The following is a 14,511-nucleotide window of genomic DNA, read 5'->3' as shown; positions in this document are numbered from 1 at the left end:
CAGCCCGCTGGGCGTGAGTCAACGACAACGGCGGAATCTTCGGACCCGGACGACTCATACCCAACCAACGACGGATCTCCGACTCAGGTCACTAGCCCTTCAGGAGCTCGTTCATCCTGGTGATCTCGGCGCTCTGCGAGGTGATGATGTCCCCGGCCATGTCCTTGGCGGGTCCGTACGAGCCCTCCGCCTGCTCGGTCCTCGCCATCTCGACGGCGCCCTCGTGGTGCTCGACCATCATCGTCAGGAACGCGGTGTCGAACTCCTTGCCGGAGGACTTCTCCAGCTTCCCCATGTCCCCGGCCGTCATCATCCCGGACATCGAGTGGCCGGCGTGCTCGTCCGCGGCGCCCTCCTCGGGGACCTGCTCGCCCCAGGACGTGAGCCAGCCGGAGAGCGTCCTGATCTCCGGGTCCTGTGCCTTCCTGATCTCGGCCGCGAGCTTCTTCACCTCCGGGGAGGCGGCGCGGGTGTCGGCCAGGTCGGCCATCTCCACCGCCTGGCGGTGGTGCGGGATCATCCCCTGGGAGAACGCGACGTCGGCGGCGTTGTGCTCGCCCTGTGCGGCCGGGGCGGACGTGGAGGGCTTGGGGCTGCCGCTGCTGTGGCCGCCGTGTCCGGTGGAGCCGTCGCCGGAGCCGGACCCGCAGGCGGCCAGGACGAGAGCGGCGCCGGCGGCGGCCGCCAGGGCGGCGGCGCGGCGGGGCAGGGAAGAGTATGCGGTCATGGTGCTGCTGCTCCTGTGCTGGGAGAGGGGAAAGAGGGCGTGCGGGAGCGGGCGGCCGTCCGTGGGGACGGCAGCCTCGGGGTCGCCCTATATGCGCAGGAGTTGGAGCGTGCTCAGGGACGGCGGACGCGACTCGCGTGGGTGCCGGGGTCCGTCGGCGGCCGGCGGGGCGGCCGCGGGTGCGGCGGCCGCGACGGTCCGGTCCAGGGCCGGGAGGGTGGGCGCGGCGGCGATGCCGCTCGCGGCGCAGGTGCCGTCCGCGTGCTCGACATGACCGCCGGACGCGCCGGACGCGCCGTGCTCGTGGTGCGCGAGGGAAGAGGCCGCGCGGTCGGGGTCCGCGGGGCGCGGGTCCTCCGCATGGGCATGGGCCGCGCACGACGGCTCGGGATGGGCCGCGGGCGAGGCGGCGTGAGGCGACGCGGCCTGCGTGCCCGGATGTGCGGCCGCGATCGCGGGGCCGAGTCCGTGCATGGCCACCACACCCGTGAGGACGGCCAGCACGAACAGCGCAACAGCCAGCGCCCCATGGGGCCGGGTCGTACGTCGTGGCTGCCACCGCATGCCCGCCATCGTAAGGCGACCCGGCGGGCGGCCCCCGTCCGGGGCGGTGCGCGCGTCGACCGGCACGACGAAGGCCCCGGGGACGGCCGGGGCCTTCGGAGCCGGGGGCTCTGGGGGGGTCAGGCCTGGCCCTGGTTGATGTTGATCATCCAGGCGATGCCGAACTTGTCCGTACACATGCCGAAGACGTCGCCCCACATCTGCTTCTCCAGCGGGACCGTGACGTTGCCGCCGGCGGACAGCTTCTCCCAGTAGCCGCGCAGCTCGTCGGCGTTCTCCCCGCTCACGCTGACGGCGATGTTGTTGCCCTGCTTGTACTCGGCGCCGGGCGGGGTGTCCGCGCACATCAGCGTGAAGCCCTTGTCGGTCTCCAGCATGCTGTGCATGACCTTGTCGTTGAATCCGGGGGGCGCCTCGGAGCCGAAGTCGCCGTACGTGTTGATCCTCAGATTGCCGCCGAAGACGTCCTTGTAGAACTCCACGGCCTGCTTGGCTTCGCCGGAGAAGCTGATGTACGGGTTGAGACGAGAGGCCACAGCATGATCCTTTCGTGACGGTTTGTCAGGAATGAAGAGTAGCCCCGTAGCGGCCGTGCGGCTGAGGGGAACCGTGCGTGTCCGGGGCCGTTCCGTATGCGGTGGTGTTTCGCGCGGTAACACGGGCGGCGCGGGCCGATTTCGGGCATGCGTCAAGGAGTGGTGCGGCAATCGCTCGTCATTGTTGTACTTACTCGTGTTCCAGAAAGCGGTGTCTCCCGGCCGGGAGATGGCTTGACTCCGGCGCCCCTAATCGCGGGAGATCCGGAACTCTTGTTCCTGGCAGGGAAGTTGTGCAAGGGTGAGCCCCCTCACACCCGAACAAACGCCATTCTGATCAACCGTTCGAATTCTCTGTGGGCGAGCCTCTCCAAAAGAAGCGGTATCGCCACCGGATGGTATGGACCAAACAGGTCCGCTCCTTGACGGCCGGCTGTCGGCATCCATCGACCTCGAGCCGATGGCCACTCAGCAACCCCCCACCGCAATGCCATGGATGGAAAGACGCCCATGCAGCACCCCAGCACGCCCGGAAACGTGCCTTCTTCGCAGGCCGGCCGCATACCCGGGGTCTCCGACGAGGAGCTTGCCGCCGCACTGCGCGCCGGGGGAGCGGGTCAGGATGCCCACCCCGTCGCCACCCTGCTGGCCCGGCACTGGCAGCCCGTGTTCGACTACGCCTCCCTCTGTGCGCCCTCGGCCAAAATCGCCTCGATGCTGGCGACGGCGGCATTCGCGCAACTTCTGGAGAATCTCGCGGGGAGCGCATCGGCCGGTGCCCTGCGGCCCCATCTGCTGGTGACCACCCGTCATATCGCCAAGAGCTGGGCCGGTGACCAGCGGATCACCGCCCTGCTCCCGGGGCTGTCGATTCCCGAACCGCCCGCCGAGAATAGGCAGCTGGTCTCCCGCGCTTTCCACACAATGCCGATGACCGCCCAGGTACTGCTCTGGCATGCGGAGGCGGAGGCCGAGGGCATATCCATACCGGCCGGTTTGCTGGGTATTGATCCGCGCGTCGCGTCCGACCAACTCGAGCAGACGCGCGAACAGTTCCGGCAGGTCTGCGTACGGGTGCACCGGGAGTACGCGCCCACCGGGGAATGCCGCCACTACAACCGCCTCCTCGACATATCGCTGCGCCGCGGCGGGGCGCTGATCCCCGACATCCAGGTGCACCTGTCGGAGTGCCCGTACTGCCGTTACGCCGCCGACCAGTTGCGGCAGTCCGAGGGACGGCTCGGCGTCCTGCTCGCCGAGGCACTCCTGGGCGGGGCCGCGCAGTCCTATCTCGCGTCCCGGCCGGGCCGACGCCGTCGCGCCGGCCTGAGGGAGGGCCGGGTGCACCCCGGGGCGCCCGGTGGCCGGGGGACCGGCCGGCACTCCAGGGGCGGGCGGGCGCTGGCCCTGCCGGCCCTGGTGCTGCGCGGCAGACGGGCCGCCGTGGAGAGGGCGACACCGACCGCCCTCGGCCTCGGCGCCGCCGTCGCCGCGACCGGGGTGCTGGCCGTCGCCCTCGTGGCCACCCTGTGGTCCGACGACGGCGACCACGCGGGACCGGCCGTCCCCAGCGGGGCGGTCACCGGTGTGGCCCCGCCCGCGCCCGGCGCGAGCGAAGCCGTGCCGTCCGCGCCGGCGCCGTCGGCGTCCCTGCCGTCCGCGACCGTGCCGACCGCACCGTCGCCGCAGCCCTCGGCCACCTCGGCGGGCCACCCCGGCGGCCCGCTGACCACGCGACTGCGCAACGTCGAGGCCGACCTGTGCGTCGACTTCGCCGGGCGCGAGGCGAAGAAGGACGTGGACATCCTGATGGCGGCGTGCTCGTCGGCGCCGACGCAGCAGTGGGTGTACGAGAGCGACGGCCGGCTGCGCAGTGCGGCCGCGCCCGAGCTGTGCCTGAACTCGCACGGGCTCGATGGGATCGTTGTCGCCACTTCCTGCACGGCGCGCACGGCGCCCGACTCCGGCGACGTCCGGTACGACCTGACGATCCAGGGCCACGTCGTCCCGCGCTGGAACGAACGGCTCGCCGTGGTGCCCGCATCGACGGATCCGGGGTCGCCCGTGGTGGTGAAGGTACGGGACGACTCACCGGGCCAGGTCTGGGCGACCGACAGCGTCCGCACGGGCGCCACTCAGCAGTCGGCCCCCTACGCGGAGGAAGTGGGCGGCCCGCCGCCCGGCGGCGAGCGCTGCGTCCCGGAGACCTGCGAGGCGCCCCCGCCGGGGGCGACGGCCGCGCCGTCGCAGAAGCCCTCCGAGGGCAGTCTGCGCCGTGTGAGCGACGATTCCCCGCCCCCGGAGGAGACGACCCGCCCCACCCGCCCGGCGCTGACCCCCGTACTGCTCGCGCCTTTGCCGGTGGCGACAGGTGGAGCGTCTGCGCACTAGGGTCTTTCGTTTGGATCAGGCCGGATCAGTGAGTGGGGGTCCCCCCACGCCCGCAGGGCGTAGGGGGAGGGTCTGGTGCGTGCGATCGCAAGGCGGAGGTGGGGGTACCTCCCACGCCGAAGGCGTAGGGGGAGGAGACAATGGCGGAGCCATGGCGACCGACGACAACGCGGCGTGGGGGCACCTCCCGTGCCCGAAGGGCTACGGGGGTGGGGGTACCTCCCGCGCCGGAGGCTGCGGGGGAGCGTGCCAGGGCCCGCGAGCCCGGCATGATCCAAACGAGAGGCCCTAGCCGGGCGGACCGGCCGCAACCGGAGCGGTTCCGCCGCCTGCTGGGCCCTGGGGTTCGTCGCCAGGCGCAGCAGTTCCGCCTGGCGACGAACCCCGGCGACGTGACCCTGGCGCGCGGCGCTGTCGCCGCGTCCCGCGCCGGTGGCGAGGGCCGGCCGGTGGCATCCGCGGCCCAGGCCGGGACCGCGACCCGGCCGGCCGCCGCGCCGACGGCGGGACCGACGGGGCCCGCAGGGCCCGCCTGCCCTCGTGCCCGGACGTATCCGGCCCGTGCGAAGAACAACGCGAGAGGAACGCCGGCACCGTCGTGTTGAGCGGCTGGAGCCGCATGGCCTTTGGCATTGTGCTCCACAGGTGCGAACGACCGGAGGACCATGTACAGGCAGGATCGATCCCGTCCCACCCCTCCCACCCGGCGTGCCGTGCTCGGCGCCGGGATCGCCGCAGGAGGATCCGCACTGGTCACCGCATGCTCAGGCGGCGGCGCGGACCCCACAGGCGGCGCCGGAAAGGAGGCCGCCCTCCCCGGACCCGGAAGTTCCGGCGGGGACGGCAAGAGGGTCCGGCCCACGTGGACACCCAGCCCGGAGGGGAAGCTCCGCGGCCTCACCTTCACAGCCACACCGGCAACGGTCGAGATCGGTGGCGGACGCACTGTCAGGACCTCTACGTACAACGGCGAACTGCCCGGCAAGGAGGTGCGGATCACCGCCGGTGACACGCTCCAGCTGACGCTCGCCAACCACCTGCCGGACCCCACCACGGTGCACTGGCACGGCATCGCCCTGCGCAACGACATGGACGGCGTGCCCGACGTGACGCAGCCGCCCATCAAACCGGGCGGAGAGTTCACGTACCGCTTCCGGACGCCGCACCCCGGCACCTACTGGTTCCACCCGCACCTGGGCCTGCAGATCGACCGCGGCATGTACGCGCCGCTGATCGTGGACGATCCCAACGAGCCCCTCGACTACGACGCGGAGTGGATCGTCCTGATGGACGACTGGCTCGACGGGATCGACGGCTCCACCCCCGAGGACGTCTTCGACCAGCTCCGCAAGGGCAAGCCCGCCATGGGCCACGGCTCCGGCCACCACGGGCACGACCGCGGTGGCCGGCCCGTGCGGTCCAAACCCTCCGGAGGAGTCCCGGCCGGCTACGGGCCGCCCGGAGCCCACGCGCCGGAGCGGAGCGACGCGTCGCCCTCACCCAAGGCGGAAAAGGACCCCAACCTGCTGATGAAGGGGGCCAGTAGCCCACTGCTCGGCGGCCATGCCGGCGACGTCGCCTACCCGCACTACCTGATCAACGGACGCACACCCGACGATCCGGCCCAGTTCAGAGCGAAACCGGGCGACCGGATCCGACTGCGCCTCATCAATGCGGGCGCCGAGACAGCGTTCCGCGTGGCACTCGGCGGCCACCGGATGACGATCACCCACAGCGACGGCTTCCCCGTACGTCACCACCGGACCGACGCGCTGCTCATCGGCATGGGCGAACGGTACGACGCACTGGTCACCGCGAAGGACGGGCTCTTCCCGCTCACCGCTCTCGCCGAAGGGAAGAACGGCGCCGGCATGGCCGTCCTGCGCACGGCACGCGGCGCACTCCCCGGCCCCACCGCCCGCCCCGCCGAGCTCGATCGAGCCGTCCTCCCCTCGGCACGCCGGCTCCGGCCCCACGAATCCGTCGAATTCGACCGGCGCAGGCCCGACCGGATCGTCAAGGTCACCTTCACCGGTGACATCCAGGACTACGACTGGGGCACCGATCACGTCCCCTACTCACCCGACGCCGTCCACCGCATCGAGCGCGGCGAACGCGTACGACTCGTCGTCATCAACGCCACCGACATGTGGCACCCCGTCCACCTCCACGGCCACACCTTCGCCCTGGCCGGCATCGACTCCCACGGCGCGCGCAAGGACACCGCCATCGTCCTGCCCCACAACAAACTCGTCCTCGACTTCGATGCCGACAACCCGGGCCACTGGATGCTCCACTGCCACAACATCTACCACTCGGAATCCGGCATGATGACCACGATCACCTACCGCCCGTGACGTCCTTGGACGGGGTGAATCCCCGTGCGGAGACCACGACGTTGCTGATGACGATCAACCCGGTGCCGATCCATTCGTTGAGGTCGAGGCTTTGGTGGAGCAGGACCCAGCCGGCCAGGGCCGCCCAGACGGGGTTGATGCCGGCGAATGTGCCGAACACCCGGGCCGGTACACGGCGCAGGGCGAGCAGGTCGGCCACATAGGGCACGATCGAGGACATCAGTCCGCAGGCGACAGCGAGGGCGACGGCCGCGGCGGTGGGGGTGTGGAAGGCGAACCATGTCACGGCGATCGGGGCCCAGACGGCGGCGGTGACGAGGCCGGCCACAGCGGTTCCCTGCAGGCCGGGAAGACGCCGGCCGAGGGTGCGGTTGAGCAGGATGTAGCAGCCCCAGGCCGTCGCGGCGAGCAGTGCCAGGACGATGCCGATGATGTCGGCGGTGGGGCCGGGGTTGGTCAGCACCACCACGCCGACTCCGGCCAGGACGGCACAGGCGATGTCCAGCGCACGGCGTGAGCCGGCGACGGCGACGGTGAGCGGGCCGAGGAACTCGAGGGTGACGGCCAGGCCGAGCCCGATCCGGTCGATCGCGGCATACAGGCTGAGGTTCATCACACTGAACACGGCCACCAGACCGAGGATCGGCCACCACTGGTCCTTGCGCAGGCCACGGAGCCTCGGGCGCACGATCGGCGTCAGGACGATCGCGGTGACGAGCTGACGGATCGCGACCACGCCCACCGGACCGATGGCCGGGAACGCCAGCGCACCCAGGGCGGCGCCGGTCTGGTTCGACGCCGAGCCGGTGAGCATCATCCCGATGCCGACACCGCGCTGACGCGAGGTCGCCGCCGCAGCAGGGAGCTGCCGGCCGCCGGCAGGCGCGTTCTGCGTGCGATCTGTGGTCTCAAGGGTGTCCATACGCCGACGGTAGGATCACGGCGCCGCATAAACCTAATGCATGTTGTGACGCTGCCATACGCTTGGGTTATGGATTGGAGCCTTCGAGAGCTGCGGTTCTTCGTCACCGCCGCTGAGGCGGGGTCGTTCACCGATGCCGCCGCGCAGTTGTACGTCTCGCAGGCGGCGGTCTCGCGCACGATCGCGGGCCTGGAGAAGACCGTCGGGGACACGCTCTTGCGGCGGGTGCCGAGAGGGTGCGAGCTGACCAGTACCGGACAACAGGTCCTGCCTCATGCGCGGAGGGTGCTGTCCGAGGCTGCGAGGTTCACCGAGTTCCTGAACTCGCGCCACGGCGTCCTGCGGCTGGGGTATGCGTGGGCGGCTCTCGGGCTGCACACCGCGCGCCTGCAAAGGGACTGGGCTCAGCGCCACGATGCCATCGAGCTGGAGCTGGTCCGGCACAATTCGCCCACCGCGGGCCTGGCCGAGGGCCTGTGCGATGTGGCGATCGTGCGCAGACCGGTCGACGAGAAGCGATTCGACTCCCTCGTGGTGGGGCTGGAACGCCGGCTGGTCGCCTTCGCCTCCGACGACCCGCAGTGGTCGCGCCGGCGCCGGCTGAGCATGGCCGAGATCGCCGACCGCACGGTGATCATCGATCCCCGGGTCGGGACCACCAGCAGCCGGCTGTGGAGCGGCGCCGACCATCCACCCCGGTTCATCGAATCCACCGATGTCGACAGCTGGCTCGACGCCATCGCCGCCGGGCGCGGCGTGGGAACCACCGCCGAGGCCACCGCGCACCACCACCCGCGCCCCGGAGTGACCTACCGGCCGATCAAGGACGGCCCCCGCATCCCCGTCGGACTCGCATGGTGGCGCGATCACCACCCCTACGGCCTGGGCGACCTGGTCGACGCCGTCACCCAGCTCTACGCGACCACTTAGACGCGGTCCGCAGCGCCCACGATGCCGCGGATCACGCCCAGCTGCGTCAGATCCTCGGGGCGCAGCCGGAGCTGGGTCGCCGTGTGGGGGATCCGGGTGGGGGCGCGTTTGAGGATCGCGGCGGCGAGCTCCGGGGCGATCACCGAGAAGTCGCCGCGCCGCCATCTCGCGCGCGGCGCCGTACCCCTCCCAGCTGGGGGTACTTCCCGCGCCGAAGGCTGCGGGGGAGGGCCGTCGCCCGTGCGGGGCAGCTCGGCGACCTCGTGCTCGGTGAAGTCGTCGCAGACCAGCGCGATCGCCTCACGGGCGGTCATCCGCTCAGGCAGGCAGCGCCCGCTTCATGATCTTGCCCATGTCGTTGCGGGGCAGGACGTCGAGGAACCGCACCTCGCGCGGCCGCTTGTGCGGGGCGAGCTGGGCCGCCACATGCGCCGCCAGCTCCTCGGCCGACGGCGGCGCCTGGGGATCGGCCGCCACGATCCACGCGACGATCCGCTCGCCCAGGTCCGCGTCCGGCTCACCCGTGACCGCGGCCTCGCGCACCGCGGGGTGGTCCAGCAGGACGTTCTCGATCTCGCCGGCGCCGATCTTGTAGCCGCCGCTCTTGATCAGGTCGGTCGCCTTGCGGCCCACGATCCGTACGTATCCGTCCGCGTCGCGCACCGCCATGTCCCCCGTACGGAACCAGTCCCCGTCGAAGGCGGCCGCCGTCGCGTCCCGCCGGTTCAGGTACTCGGTGAACAGATGGTCGCCGCGCACCTGGATCTCGCCGATCGTCTCGCCGTCCGACGCCGTGATCTCCGTGCCGTCCTCCTCGACCAGCCGCAGCGCGACCCCGCGCAGCGGCACGCCGACCGTGCCCGGCCGCGCCGGGCCGTCGGCCCGCACGCTCGTGTTCATCAGCGTCTCGGTCATGCCGTAGCGCTCGATCACCCGGCGGCCCGTCGCCGCGGCGATCCGCTCGTGGTCCGGCAGCGGCAGCGCGGCCGACCCCGACACCAGCAGGCGGGCGCCCGCCAGTGCCTTCGCCAGCTCGGCGTCGTCGTCCAGCGCCTCCGCGAGCCGGTGGTACATGGTCGGTACGCCGAACAGCATCGTGCCGCCCCGGCCGAGCTCACGGGCCACGCCCTCGGGGGTGAACCTGCCCAGGTGCCGTACCTCGCCGCCGCGCCGCAGCGGGCCGACGATGCCGAGGATCAGGCCGTGCACATGGAACAGCGGCAGCGCGTGCACCAGGACGTCGTCCGCGCTCCACTGCCAGGCGTCCTGGAGCGCGTCCAGCGTCGTGGCGACCGCGCGGCGCGGCAGGACGGCGCCCTTGGGCGGGCCGGTGGTCCCCGAGGTGTAGACGACGAACGCGGGCGCGCCGGGCCCCGGTTCGCCGGCCGGCACCTCGCCCTCGCCCGTCATCTTCACGTCGACGCGCTCCAACGACCGGAGGGCAGCGGGCAGTTCGTCGCCGGAGGCGGCCAGTACCAGGGACGGCGCACTGTCCGCGAGGATGTGCGCGAGCTCGCGCTCCCCGGTCTTCGGGTTCAGGGGGACGACGGGGACGCCGGCGAGCAGCGCCGCGACCGTGCCGACCGCGGTCTCCATCGCCGGCGTTGCCCACAGCGCCACCCGCCCGCCGGCCGCGGCCGTGCCGATCCGGGCCGCGAGAGCTCCGGCGGCACCGGCCAGCTGTCCGTAGGTCAGGGACCGTTCGCCGAACCGCAGGGCGACCCGGTCGCCGTGATCGGGACCGCCGGCCGTGGCCGTCAGCGCCGGGAACAGGGAACTCACTCGTCGACCTCCTGGTGTCGCGTGCCGCACTGGGCAGGCTCATGGCAGTGCTTCCCGTCGCCTCATTCTCTCCCCGGGAGGAGACGGGCACCCGAGCGTGGCGTGAACCGGAGAGCCCTGCCGCCGGGACGCGACCGGGGCGTCGCCGCGCCGAACCGCTCCGCACGGGGGTGCGCGCCGGATGCTCAGGGCAGCGGAAGCGCGATCTTCACGGCGTAGACGGCGACGAGCCCGAAGCCGATGCGGAAGGTCCACGCCCGGGAGGTGTCCGAGATCCGGGCACCGGCGTAGCCCGCGGCGGCCACGAGGAACTGCTGCCACAGGAGGGAGGCGACGAGGACGCCGCCGACGAACACTGCCCCGGCCGCGCCGCCCCGCAGGGCCTCGCCCTGCGCGGTGGTGAGCGCGGCGAAGTAGAGCGCGGTGGTCGGATTGACGGCGGTGAGCGCGGCGAACCGGGCGAACACCCGGCCGGGCCGCGGCTCCGCACCCACACCCGCGGCGGCGAACCGGGCGAACACCCCGCCGGGCCGCGGCCCCGCACCTCCACCCGCACCCGCTTCCGTCCGTGCGTCCGGCGCCGGCGGCTGGGGCGGTCGGCGCAGGGACGACCACAGGCCGTGCGCCGCGATCGTGGCCAGGATCAGGGCCGACGCCAGCCGCACCCACGCCTCCACCCCCGACAGCGCCGAGGCCACCAGCGGTCCCAGTGCCGTGGCCACCGCCGCGTACACCATGTCGACCACCGCCACCGCGGATGCCGCGGCCACCGCGGTGGCACGGCCGCGCATCGCCTCCTGGACCAGCAGGACGCCGACCGCGCCCACCGGTACCGCCACTCCCAGTCCGGCCACCGCGCCCGCGGCTGCCGTCGTCCAGATCTCCGTCATGGGCACACCGTGGTGCCCCGACCGGTGCTCTCGCGGCCGCATTCCGGCCGTGGCTGCGACAATCGCGGTATGGACCGTCTCGACAGGGAAATCCTCGGTGTGCTCCGGGCGGATGCGCGGATCTCCTACCGCGATCTCGGCGTCCGGGTCGGTCTGAGCGCCAACGCCGCCGCCGACCGGGTTCGCCGGATGGTCCGTGACGGGGTCATCCGCGGTTTCACCACCATCGTCGACCCGACGGCCGGCCCCCGCCCCGGCCTCGTCGTGTTCATCGACATCACGCTGCGCCTCGACACGACGAACGAGGAGTTCGAGCGGGTCGTGCTGAAGCTGCCGGGCATCACCGAGGTCGTCCACGTCACGGGTGCGCACGACTATCTCGTACGGGCCACGGCGGCCGACGCCGCCGAGCTCGACCGGCTGCTGCGCGCCCTCAAACGGGATGCCGGCGTCGCCCAGTCCAGTACCCGCATCGCCCTGCGGGACGCGCGGGCCCCTACCGGGGCGACTCCCACGTGACCGTGGTGTGCCGGCCGCCGTCCTCGCGCCGTCCGTCGTCGGTGACCCGCAGCCGCACCCCCGGCACCCCTCGGGCGAGCGACACCGTTGCGTCGACCTCCACCTCGATGCGCGAGACGCCCGGCCGCCGGTGGGCGGCGGCCAGCGCGCCGCGCAGCGCCGTGAGCAGATGCTCGTCCACCGGCTCGCGCACCAGCGTGTCGACGGCCCCGGTGAAGTGGACGGACGGCGGGAAACCGAGCAGCACCGCGGCGCCGCGCGTCTCGCGCAGCACCCGGCCGCGGAACGTCGTCGGCGCATCGGACGGCGGCTGCTGCAGCGTGAAGATCGCCGTCCGTACCTCCTGGATCGTCGCGTCCAGCTCGTCGACCGCCCGCCCGATCAGCTCCCCGCTCTCCCCGCTGTCGCCGCTCTCCCCGGCCTCCGCCCGCCTGCGCGTGGACTCCAGCATCATCTCCGTGGCGAACAGCCGCTGGACGACGAGGTCGTGCAGGTCGCGGGCGATGCGGTCGCGGTCCTCGTAGACCGCGAGCCGCTCCCGGTTGTAGCGGTCGTCGGCGAGCACCAGCGCCAGGGCCGCCTGCGAGGCGAACTGCGAGGCCATCAGCCGTTCCACCGCCGTGTACGGGCGGCCGTGCCGGTGCCGGGGCAGGGCCAGCGTGCCGATCAGCCGGCCACCGCTCTGCAGCGGCAGCATCATCGACGGGCCGAACCGGCCGCGCACATGCGTCGTCATCCGCGGGTCCGTCGCAGAGTCCTCGACGAACACCGGTTCTCCACCGAGCAGTTGGACGAGCACCGGCGATCCCGGCGCGATCGTGGTGCCGATGATGTCGCCCGGGTCGTCCGGCGCGGACGCCGCCACGACCTCCATGCCTCCGTCGTCGGTGGGCTGCAGCACCACGCCCGCCGCCGCGCCCGCGAGGATGCGGGCCTGTTCGGCCACGGTCATCAGCGCGTCCGACGTGCCGTCCTCGGAGAGCAGTGCGGTGGTGACGGCCGCGGCGCCCTCGATCCAGCGCTCCCGCTGGCGGGCGGTCTCGTACAGCCGGGCGTTGCCGATCGCGATGCCGGCCTGGGCGGCGAGGACCCGCAGCATCGCCTGATCCTTGCCGGTGAAGGTCCCGCCGCTTTTCTCGGTGAGGTACAGGTTTCCGAAGACCTCGTTGTGGACGCGGATCGGGACGCCGAGGAAGGACCGCATCGGCGGATGCCGCTCCGGCACTCCGCACGAGCGCGGATCGCCGGTCAGGTCGTCCAGCCGCAACGGCTCCGGGTTGCGGACGAGTTCGCCGATAAGCCCGCCCTCGCCGCTGGGCAGCCGGCCGATGCGTTCCCGCTCCTCGGCGCTCAGTCCGGACGTGTACAGCTCGGTGATCCGCGCGCGCTCGGGATCGAGTACGCCGAGCGCGGCGTACCGCGCACCGGTCAGTGCGGCCGCGGTGTCGGCGATGTGCTGGAGGGTGGCGTGCAGTTCGAGGTCGCTGCCGACGCCGAGGACGGCCTCCAGCAGCGCCGGAAGCCCCGGTGCGGCGTCGTCGGCCCCCGGCGGGGCCGGGACGTCCTCGTCACCGGGGCTCATGGGGCCGCTTCTCAGCGGCCGATGTCGCCGGGGGCCGGATCGGCGCCGGACGCGTCGTCGTCCGCGCGGTCCGCCCCCGAGCGGGACGCGGCCCTGACCGTTGGCAGCCCGTGCGCATACGTGCTCGTGCCGTCGGAGCCGGAGTCGGTGTCCGGGTCGGAGTAGTCGGCGAGCGGGTCCAGCACCAGCGGCTGGATCTTGCCCTCCAGCATCGCGCCGAGCCCGAGGACCGTGCAGGTGTCGGGCCGTTCGGCGATCTGCACCGACATGCCGGTCGCGTCCCGCAGCATCTGGTCGAGGCCGGGCAGCAGCGCGCTGCCGCCGACCATCATGATGCCGCTGTCGACGAGGTCGGCGACCAGGTCCGGCGGGCAGTTGCGCAGCACCTTGCCGATGCCGTCGAGGACCGAGGTGAGCGGCGTGTGGATGGCCTCCCGTACGGCGGCGGTGTCGACGCGCACCGAGCGGGCGAGCCCGGTGGCCACGTCCCGGCCGTGGATCTCGGTGGACACCGGGCCCTGCGGGGTGAGGCCGTTGCCGCGCAGCGCCAGTTGCAGGGGGCGTACGGACTGGCTGGGCAGCATCAGCTCGTGCTGGTGGCGCAGGTGCTGAATCACCGCGTAGTCGATGGCGTTGCCGCCGATCGGGATGCGTTCGGCCGTCACGATGGAGCCGAGCGAGAGGACCGCGATCTGGGTGGTCGCCGCGCCGCACACCATGATCATGGTCGCGGTGGGCTGTTCGACCGGGAGCCCGCAGCCGACGGCCGCGGCGATCAGGGTGTCCACCAGCTCGACCCGGCGGGCGCCGAGACCGACCAGCGTCTCCACGGTGGCGCGCTGCGCGAGCGGGTCGGAGTCGTGCGGGGTGCTCGCGGCGGCGCGCAGCCGGGGCTTGCGGCGCAGCTGGCGGCGGAGTTTCTCGCCGAGCAGATGGCGCAGCATGCGCTGCGCCATCTCGATGTCGACGACCGTGCCGCCGGTGACGGGCCGGACGACGCGGATGTAGTCGGGGGTGCGGCCCGTCATCTTCTCGGCGAGCGTGCCGACCGCGATCAGCGCGCCGGTACGGGTGTTCACGGCGGCCACGCTGGGCTCGTCGACGACGAGGCCGGCGCCTTTGACGAAGACACGGGTCCTGGCCGCGCCCATGTCCACGGCGACATGGCAACGGCGCAGCTGCTCAAGGCTGACGGTCACGGCAGATCCTCCCGAGTGCGGTACGTGATCGCATCGTCCGATCGCCCGGGGCCGTGCGCGCGCTGGGCTGCGCCGGTCGGGGGCCCAGCGGCCTGACACTCCGCCAGATGGG

12 protein-coding genes and 1 pseudogene are annotated in these 14,511 nt (G+C 72.5%); 4 read left to right on the top strand and 9 right to left on the bottom strand.

Annotated features, from left to right (window positions below; all coding sequences use genetic code 11):
* Positions 1–91 precede the first annotated feature (91 nt).
* The 3 genes from ACF08N_RS15140 to ACF08N_RS15130 form a co-directional block, all read right to left on the bottom strand.
* Positions 92–727 (bottom strand): DUF305 domain-containing protein, encoded by a 636-nt coding sequence (locus ACF08N_RS15140; RefSeq protein WP_392325046.1) that lies wholly within the window; start codon positions 725–727, stop codon positions 92–94.
* A gap of 87 nt (positions 728–814) precedes the next feature.
* The gene (locus tag ACF08N_RS15135) at positions 815–1,291 is read right to left on the bottom strand and encodes a DUF6153 family protein (protein ID WP_392325045.1); all 477 of its coding nucleotides are present in this window, start codon (positions 1,289–1,291) and stop codon (positions 815–817) included.
* A gap of 119 nt (positions 1,292–1,410) precedes the next feature.
* Positions 1,411–1,827, bottom strand: a complete 417-nt coding sequence (locus ACF08N_RS15130; RefSeq protein ID WP_392325044.1) for a VOC family protein — start codon at positions 1,825–1,827, stop codon at positions 1,411–1,413.
* A 510-nt stretch (positions 1,828–2,337) separates the two neighbouring features.
* On the opposite strand from ACF08N_RS15130, the gene ACF08N_RS15125 reads away from it, so the two are divergent.
* Both ACF08N_RS15125 and ACF08N_RS15120 read left to right on the top strand, forming a co-directional pair.
* A complete protein-coding gene (locus ACF08N_RS15125; protein WP_392325043.1) occupies positions 2,338–4,218 on the top strand; it encodes a ricin-type beta-trefoil lectin domain protein in 1,881 nt (626 codons plus the stop codon).
* Between the two features lie 665 nt (positions 4,219–4,883).
* Positions 4,884–6,575, top strand: coding sequence for a multicopper oxidase family protein (locus ACF08N_RS15120; RefSeq protein WP_392325042.1), 1,692 nt, complete (start codon positions 4,884–4,886; stop codon positions 6,573–6,575).
* Here ACF08N_RS15120 and ACF08N_RS15115 read toward each other — a convergent pair.
* Complete coding sequence (locus ACF08N_RS15115) at positions 6,559–7,497, bottom strand: DMT family transporter (RefSeq protein ID WP_392325041.1); 939 nt, start codon at positions 7,495–7,497, stop codon at positions 6,559–6,561. The genes ACF08N_RS15120 and ACF08N_RS15115 overlap by 17 nt on opposite strands.
* Before the next feature lie 69 nt (positions 7,498–7,566).
* Between ACF08N_RS15115 and ACF08N_RS15110 the strand changes: the two genes are divergently transcribed.
* Entirely contained in the window at positions 7,567–8,427 is an 861-nt protein-coding gene (locus ACF08N_RS15110; protein WP_392325040.1) for a LysR family transcriptional regulator, read from the top strand.
* On the opposite strand, the pseudogene ACF08N_RS15105 reads toward ACF08N_RS15110, so the two are convergent.
* The 3 genes and pseudogenes from ACF08N_RS15105 to ACF08N_RS15095 all read right to left on the bottom strand — a co-directional run.
* Positions 8,424–8,606, bottom strand: a pseudogene (locus ACF08N_RS15105) (acetyl-CoA carboxylase); the annotation flags it as partial. The gene ACF08N_RS15110 and the pseudogene ACF08N_RS15105 overlap by 4 nt on opposite strands.
* Positions 8,607–8,745: 139 nt before the next feature.
* Positions 8,746–10,209 (bottom strand): acyl-CoA synthetase, encoded by a 1,464-nt coding sequence (locus ACF08N_RS15100; RefSeq protein ID WP_392325039.1) that lies wholly within the window; start codon positions 10,207–10,209, stop codon positions 8,746–8,748.
* A gap of 185 nt (positions 10,210–10,394) precedes the next feature.
* Entirely contained in the window at positions 10,395–11,099 is a 705-nt protein-coding gene (locus ACF08N_RS15095) for a hypothetical protein (protein ID WP_392325038.1), read from the bottom strand.
* Between the two features lie 69 nt (positions 11,100–11,168).
* Here ACF08N_RS15095 and ACF08N_RS15090 point away from each other — a divergent pair, with 69 nt between their 5' ends.
* Positions 11,169–11,618, top strand: coding sequence for an Lrp/AsnC family transcriptional regulator (locus ACF08N_RS15090; RefSeq protein WP_392325037.1), 450 nt, complete (start codon positions 11,169–11,171; stop codon positions 11,616–11,618).
* Here ACF08N_RS15090 and ACF08N_RS15085 read toward each other — a convergent pair.
* Both ACF08N_RS15085 and ACF08N_RS15080 read right to left on the bottom strand, forming a co-directional pair.
* Entirely contained in the window at positions 11,596–13,200 is a 1,605-nt protein-coding gene (locus ACF08N_RS15085) for a GAF domain-containing protein (protein WP_392325036.1), read from the bottom strand. The two genes, ACF08N_RS15090 and ACF08N_RS15085, sit on opposite strands and share 23 nt — an antisense overlap.
* Before the next feature lie 11 nt (positions 13,201–13,211).
* A complete protein-coding gene (locus ACF08N_RS15080; RefSeq protein WP_392325035.1) occupies positions 13,212–14,399 on the bottom strand; it encodes a rod shape-determining protein in 1,188 nt (395 codons plus the stop codon).
* Positions 14,400–14,511 lie beyond the last annotated feature (112 nt).

This window comes from Streptomyces sp. NPDC015127 (assembly GCF_043080095.1).
Taxonomy (GTDB): Bacteria; Actinomycetota; Actinomycetes; order Streptomycetales; family Streptomycetaceae; genus Streptomyces.
Note: the sequence above shows the minus strand (reverse complement) of the source record. Positions and strands in the feature narration are given on the sequence as shown.

Bases quoted from the DNA above. Each gene is read 5' to 3' on its own strand.
- ACF08N_RS15085 (WP_392325036.1), bottom strand. From the start codon at position 13,200: ATGAGCCCCGGTGACGAGGACGTCCCGGCCCCGCCGGGGGCCGACGAC.
- ACF08N_RS15135 (WP_392325045.1), bottom strand. From the start codon at position 1,291: ATGCGGTGGCAGCCACGACGTACGACCCGGCCCCATGGGGCGCTGGCT.
- ACF08N_RS15140 (WP_392325046.1), bottom strand. From the start codon at position 727: ATGACCGCATACTCTTCCCTGCCCCGCCGCGCCGCCGCCCTGGCGGCC.
- ACF08N_RS15090 (WP_392325037.1), top strand. From the start codon at position 11,169: ATGGACCGTCTCGACAGGGAAATCCTCGGTGTGCTCCGGGCGGATGCG.
- ACF08N_RS15110 (WP_392325040.1), top strand. From the start codon at position 7,567: ATGGATTGGAGCCTTCGAGAGCTGCGGTTCTTCGTCACCGCCGCTGAG.
- ACF08N_RS15120 (WP_392325042.1), top strand. From the start codon at position 4,884: ATGTACAGGCAGGATCGATCCCGTCCCACCCCTCCCACCCGGCGTGCC.
- ACF08N_RS15115 (WP_392325041.1), bottom strand. From the start codon at position 7,497: ATGGACACCCTTGAGACCACAGATCGCACGCAGAACGCGCCTGCCGGC.
- ACF08N_RS15095 (WP_392325038.1), bottom strand. From the start codon at position 11,099: ATGACGGAGATCTGGACGACGGCAGCCGCGGGCGCGGTGGCCGGACTG.
- ACF08N_RS15125 (WP_392325043.1), top strand. From the start codon at position 2,338: ATGCAGCACCCCAGCACGCCCGGAAACGTGCCTTCTTCGCAGGCCGGC.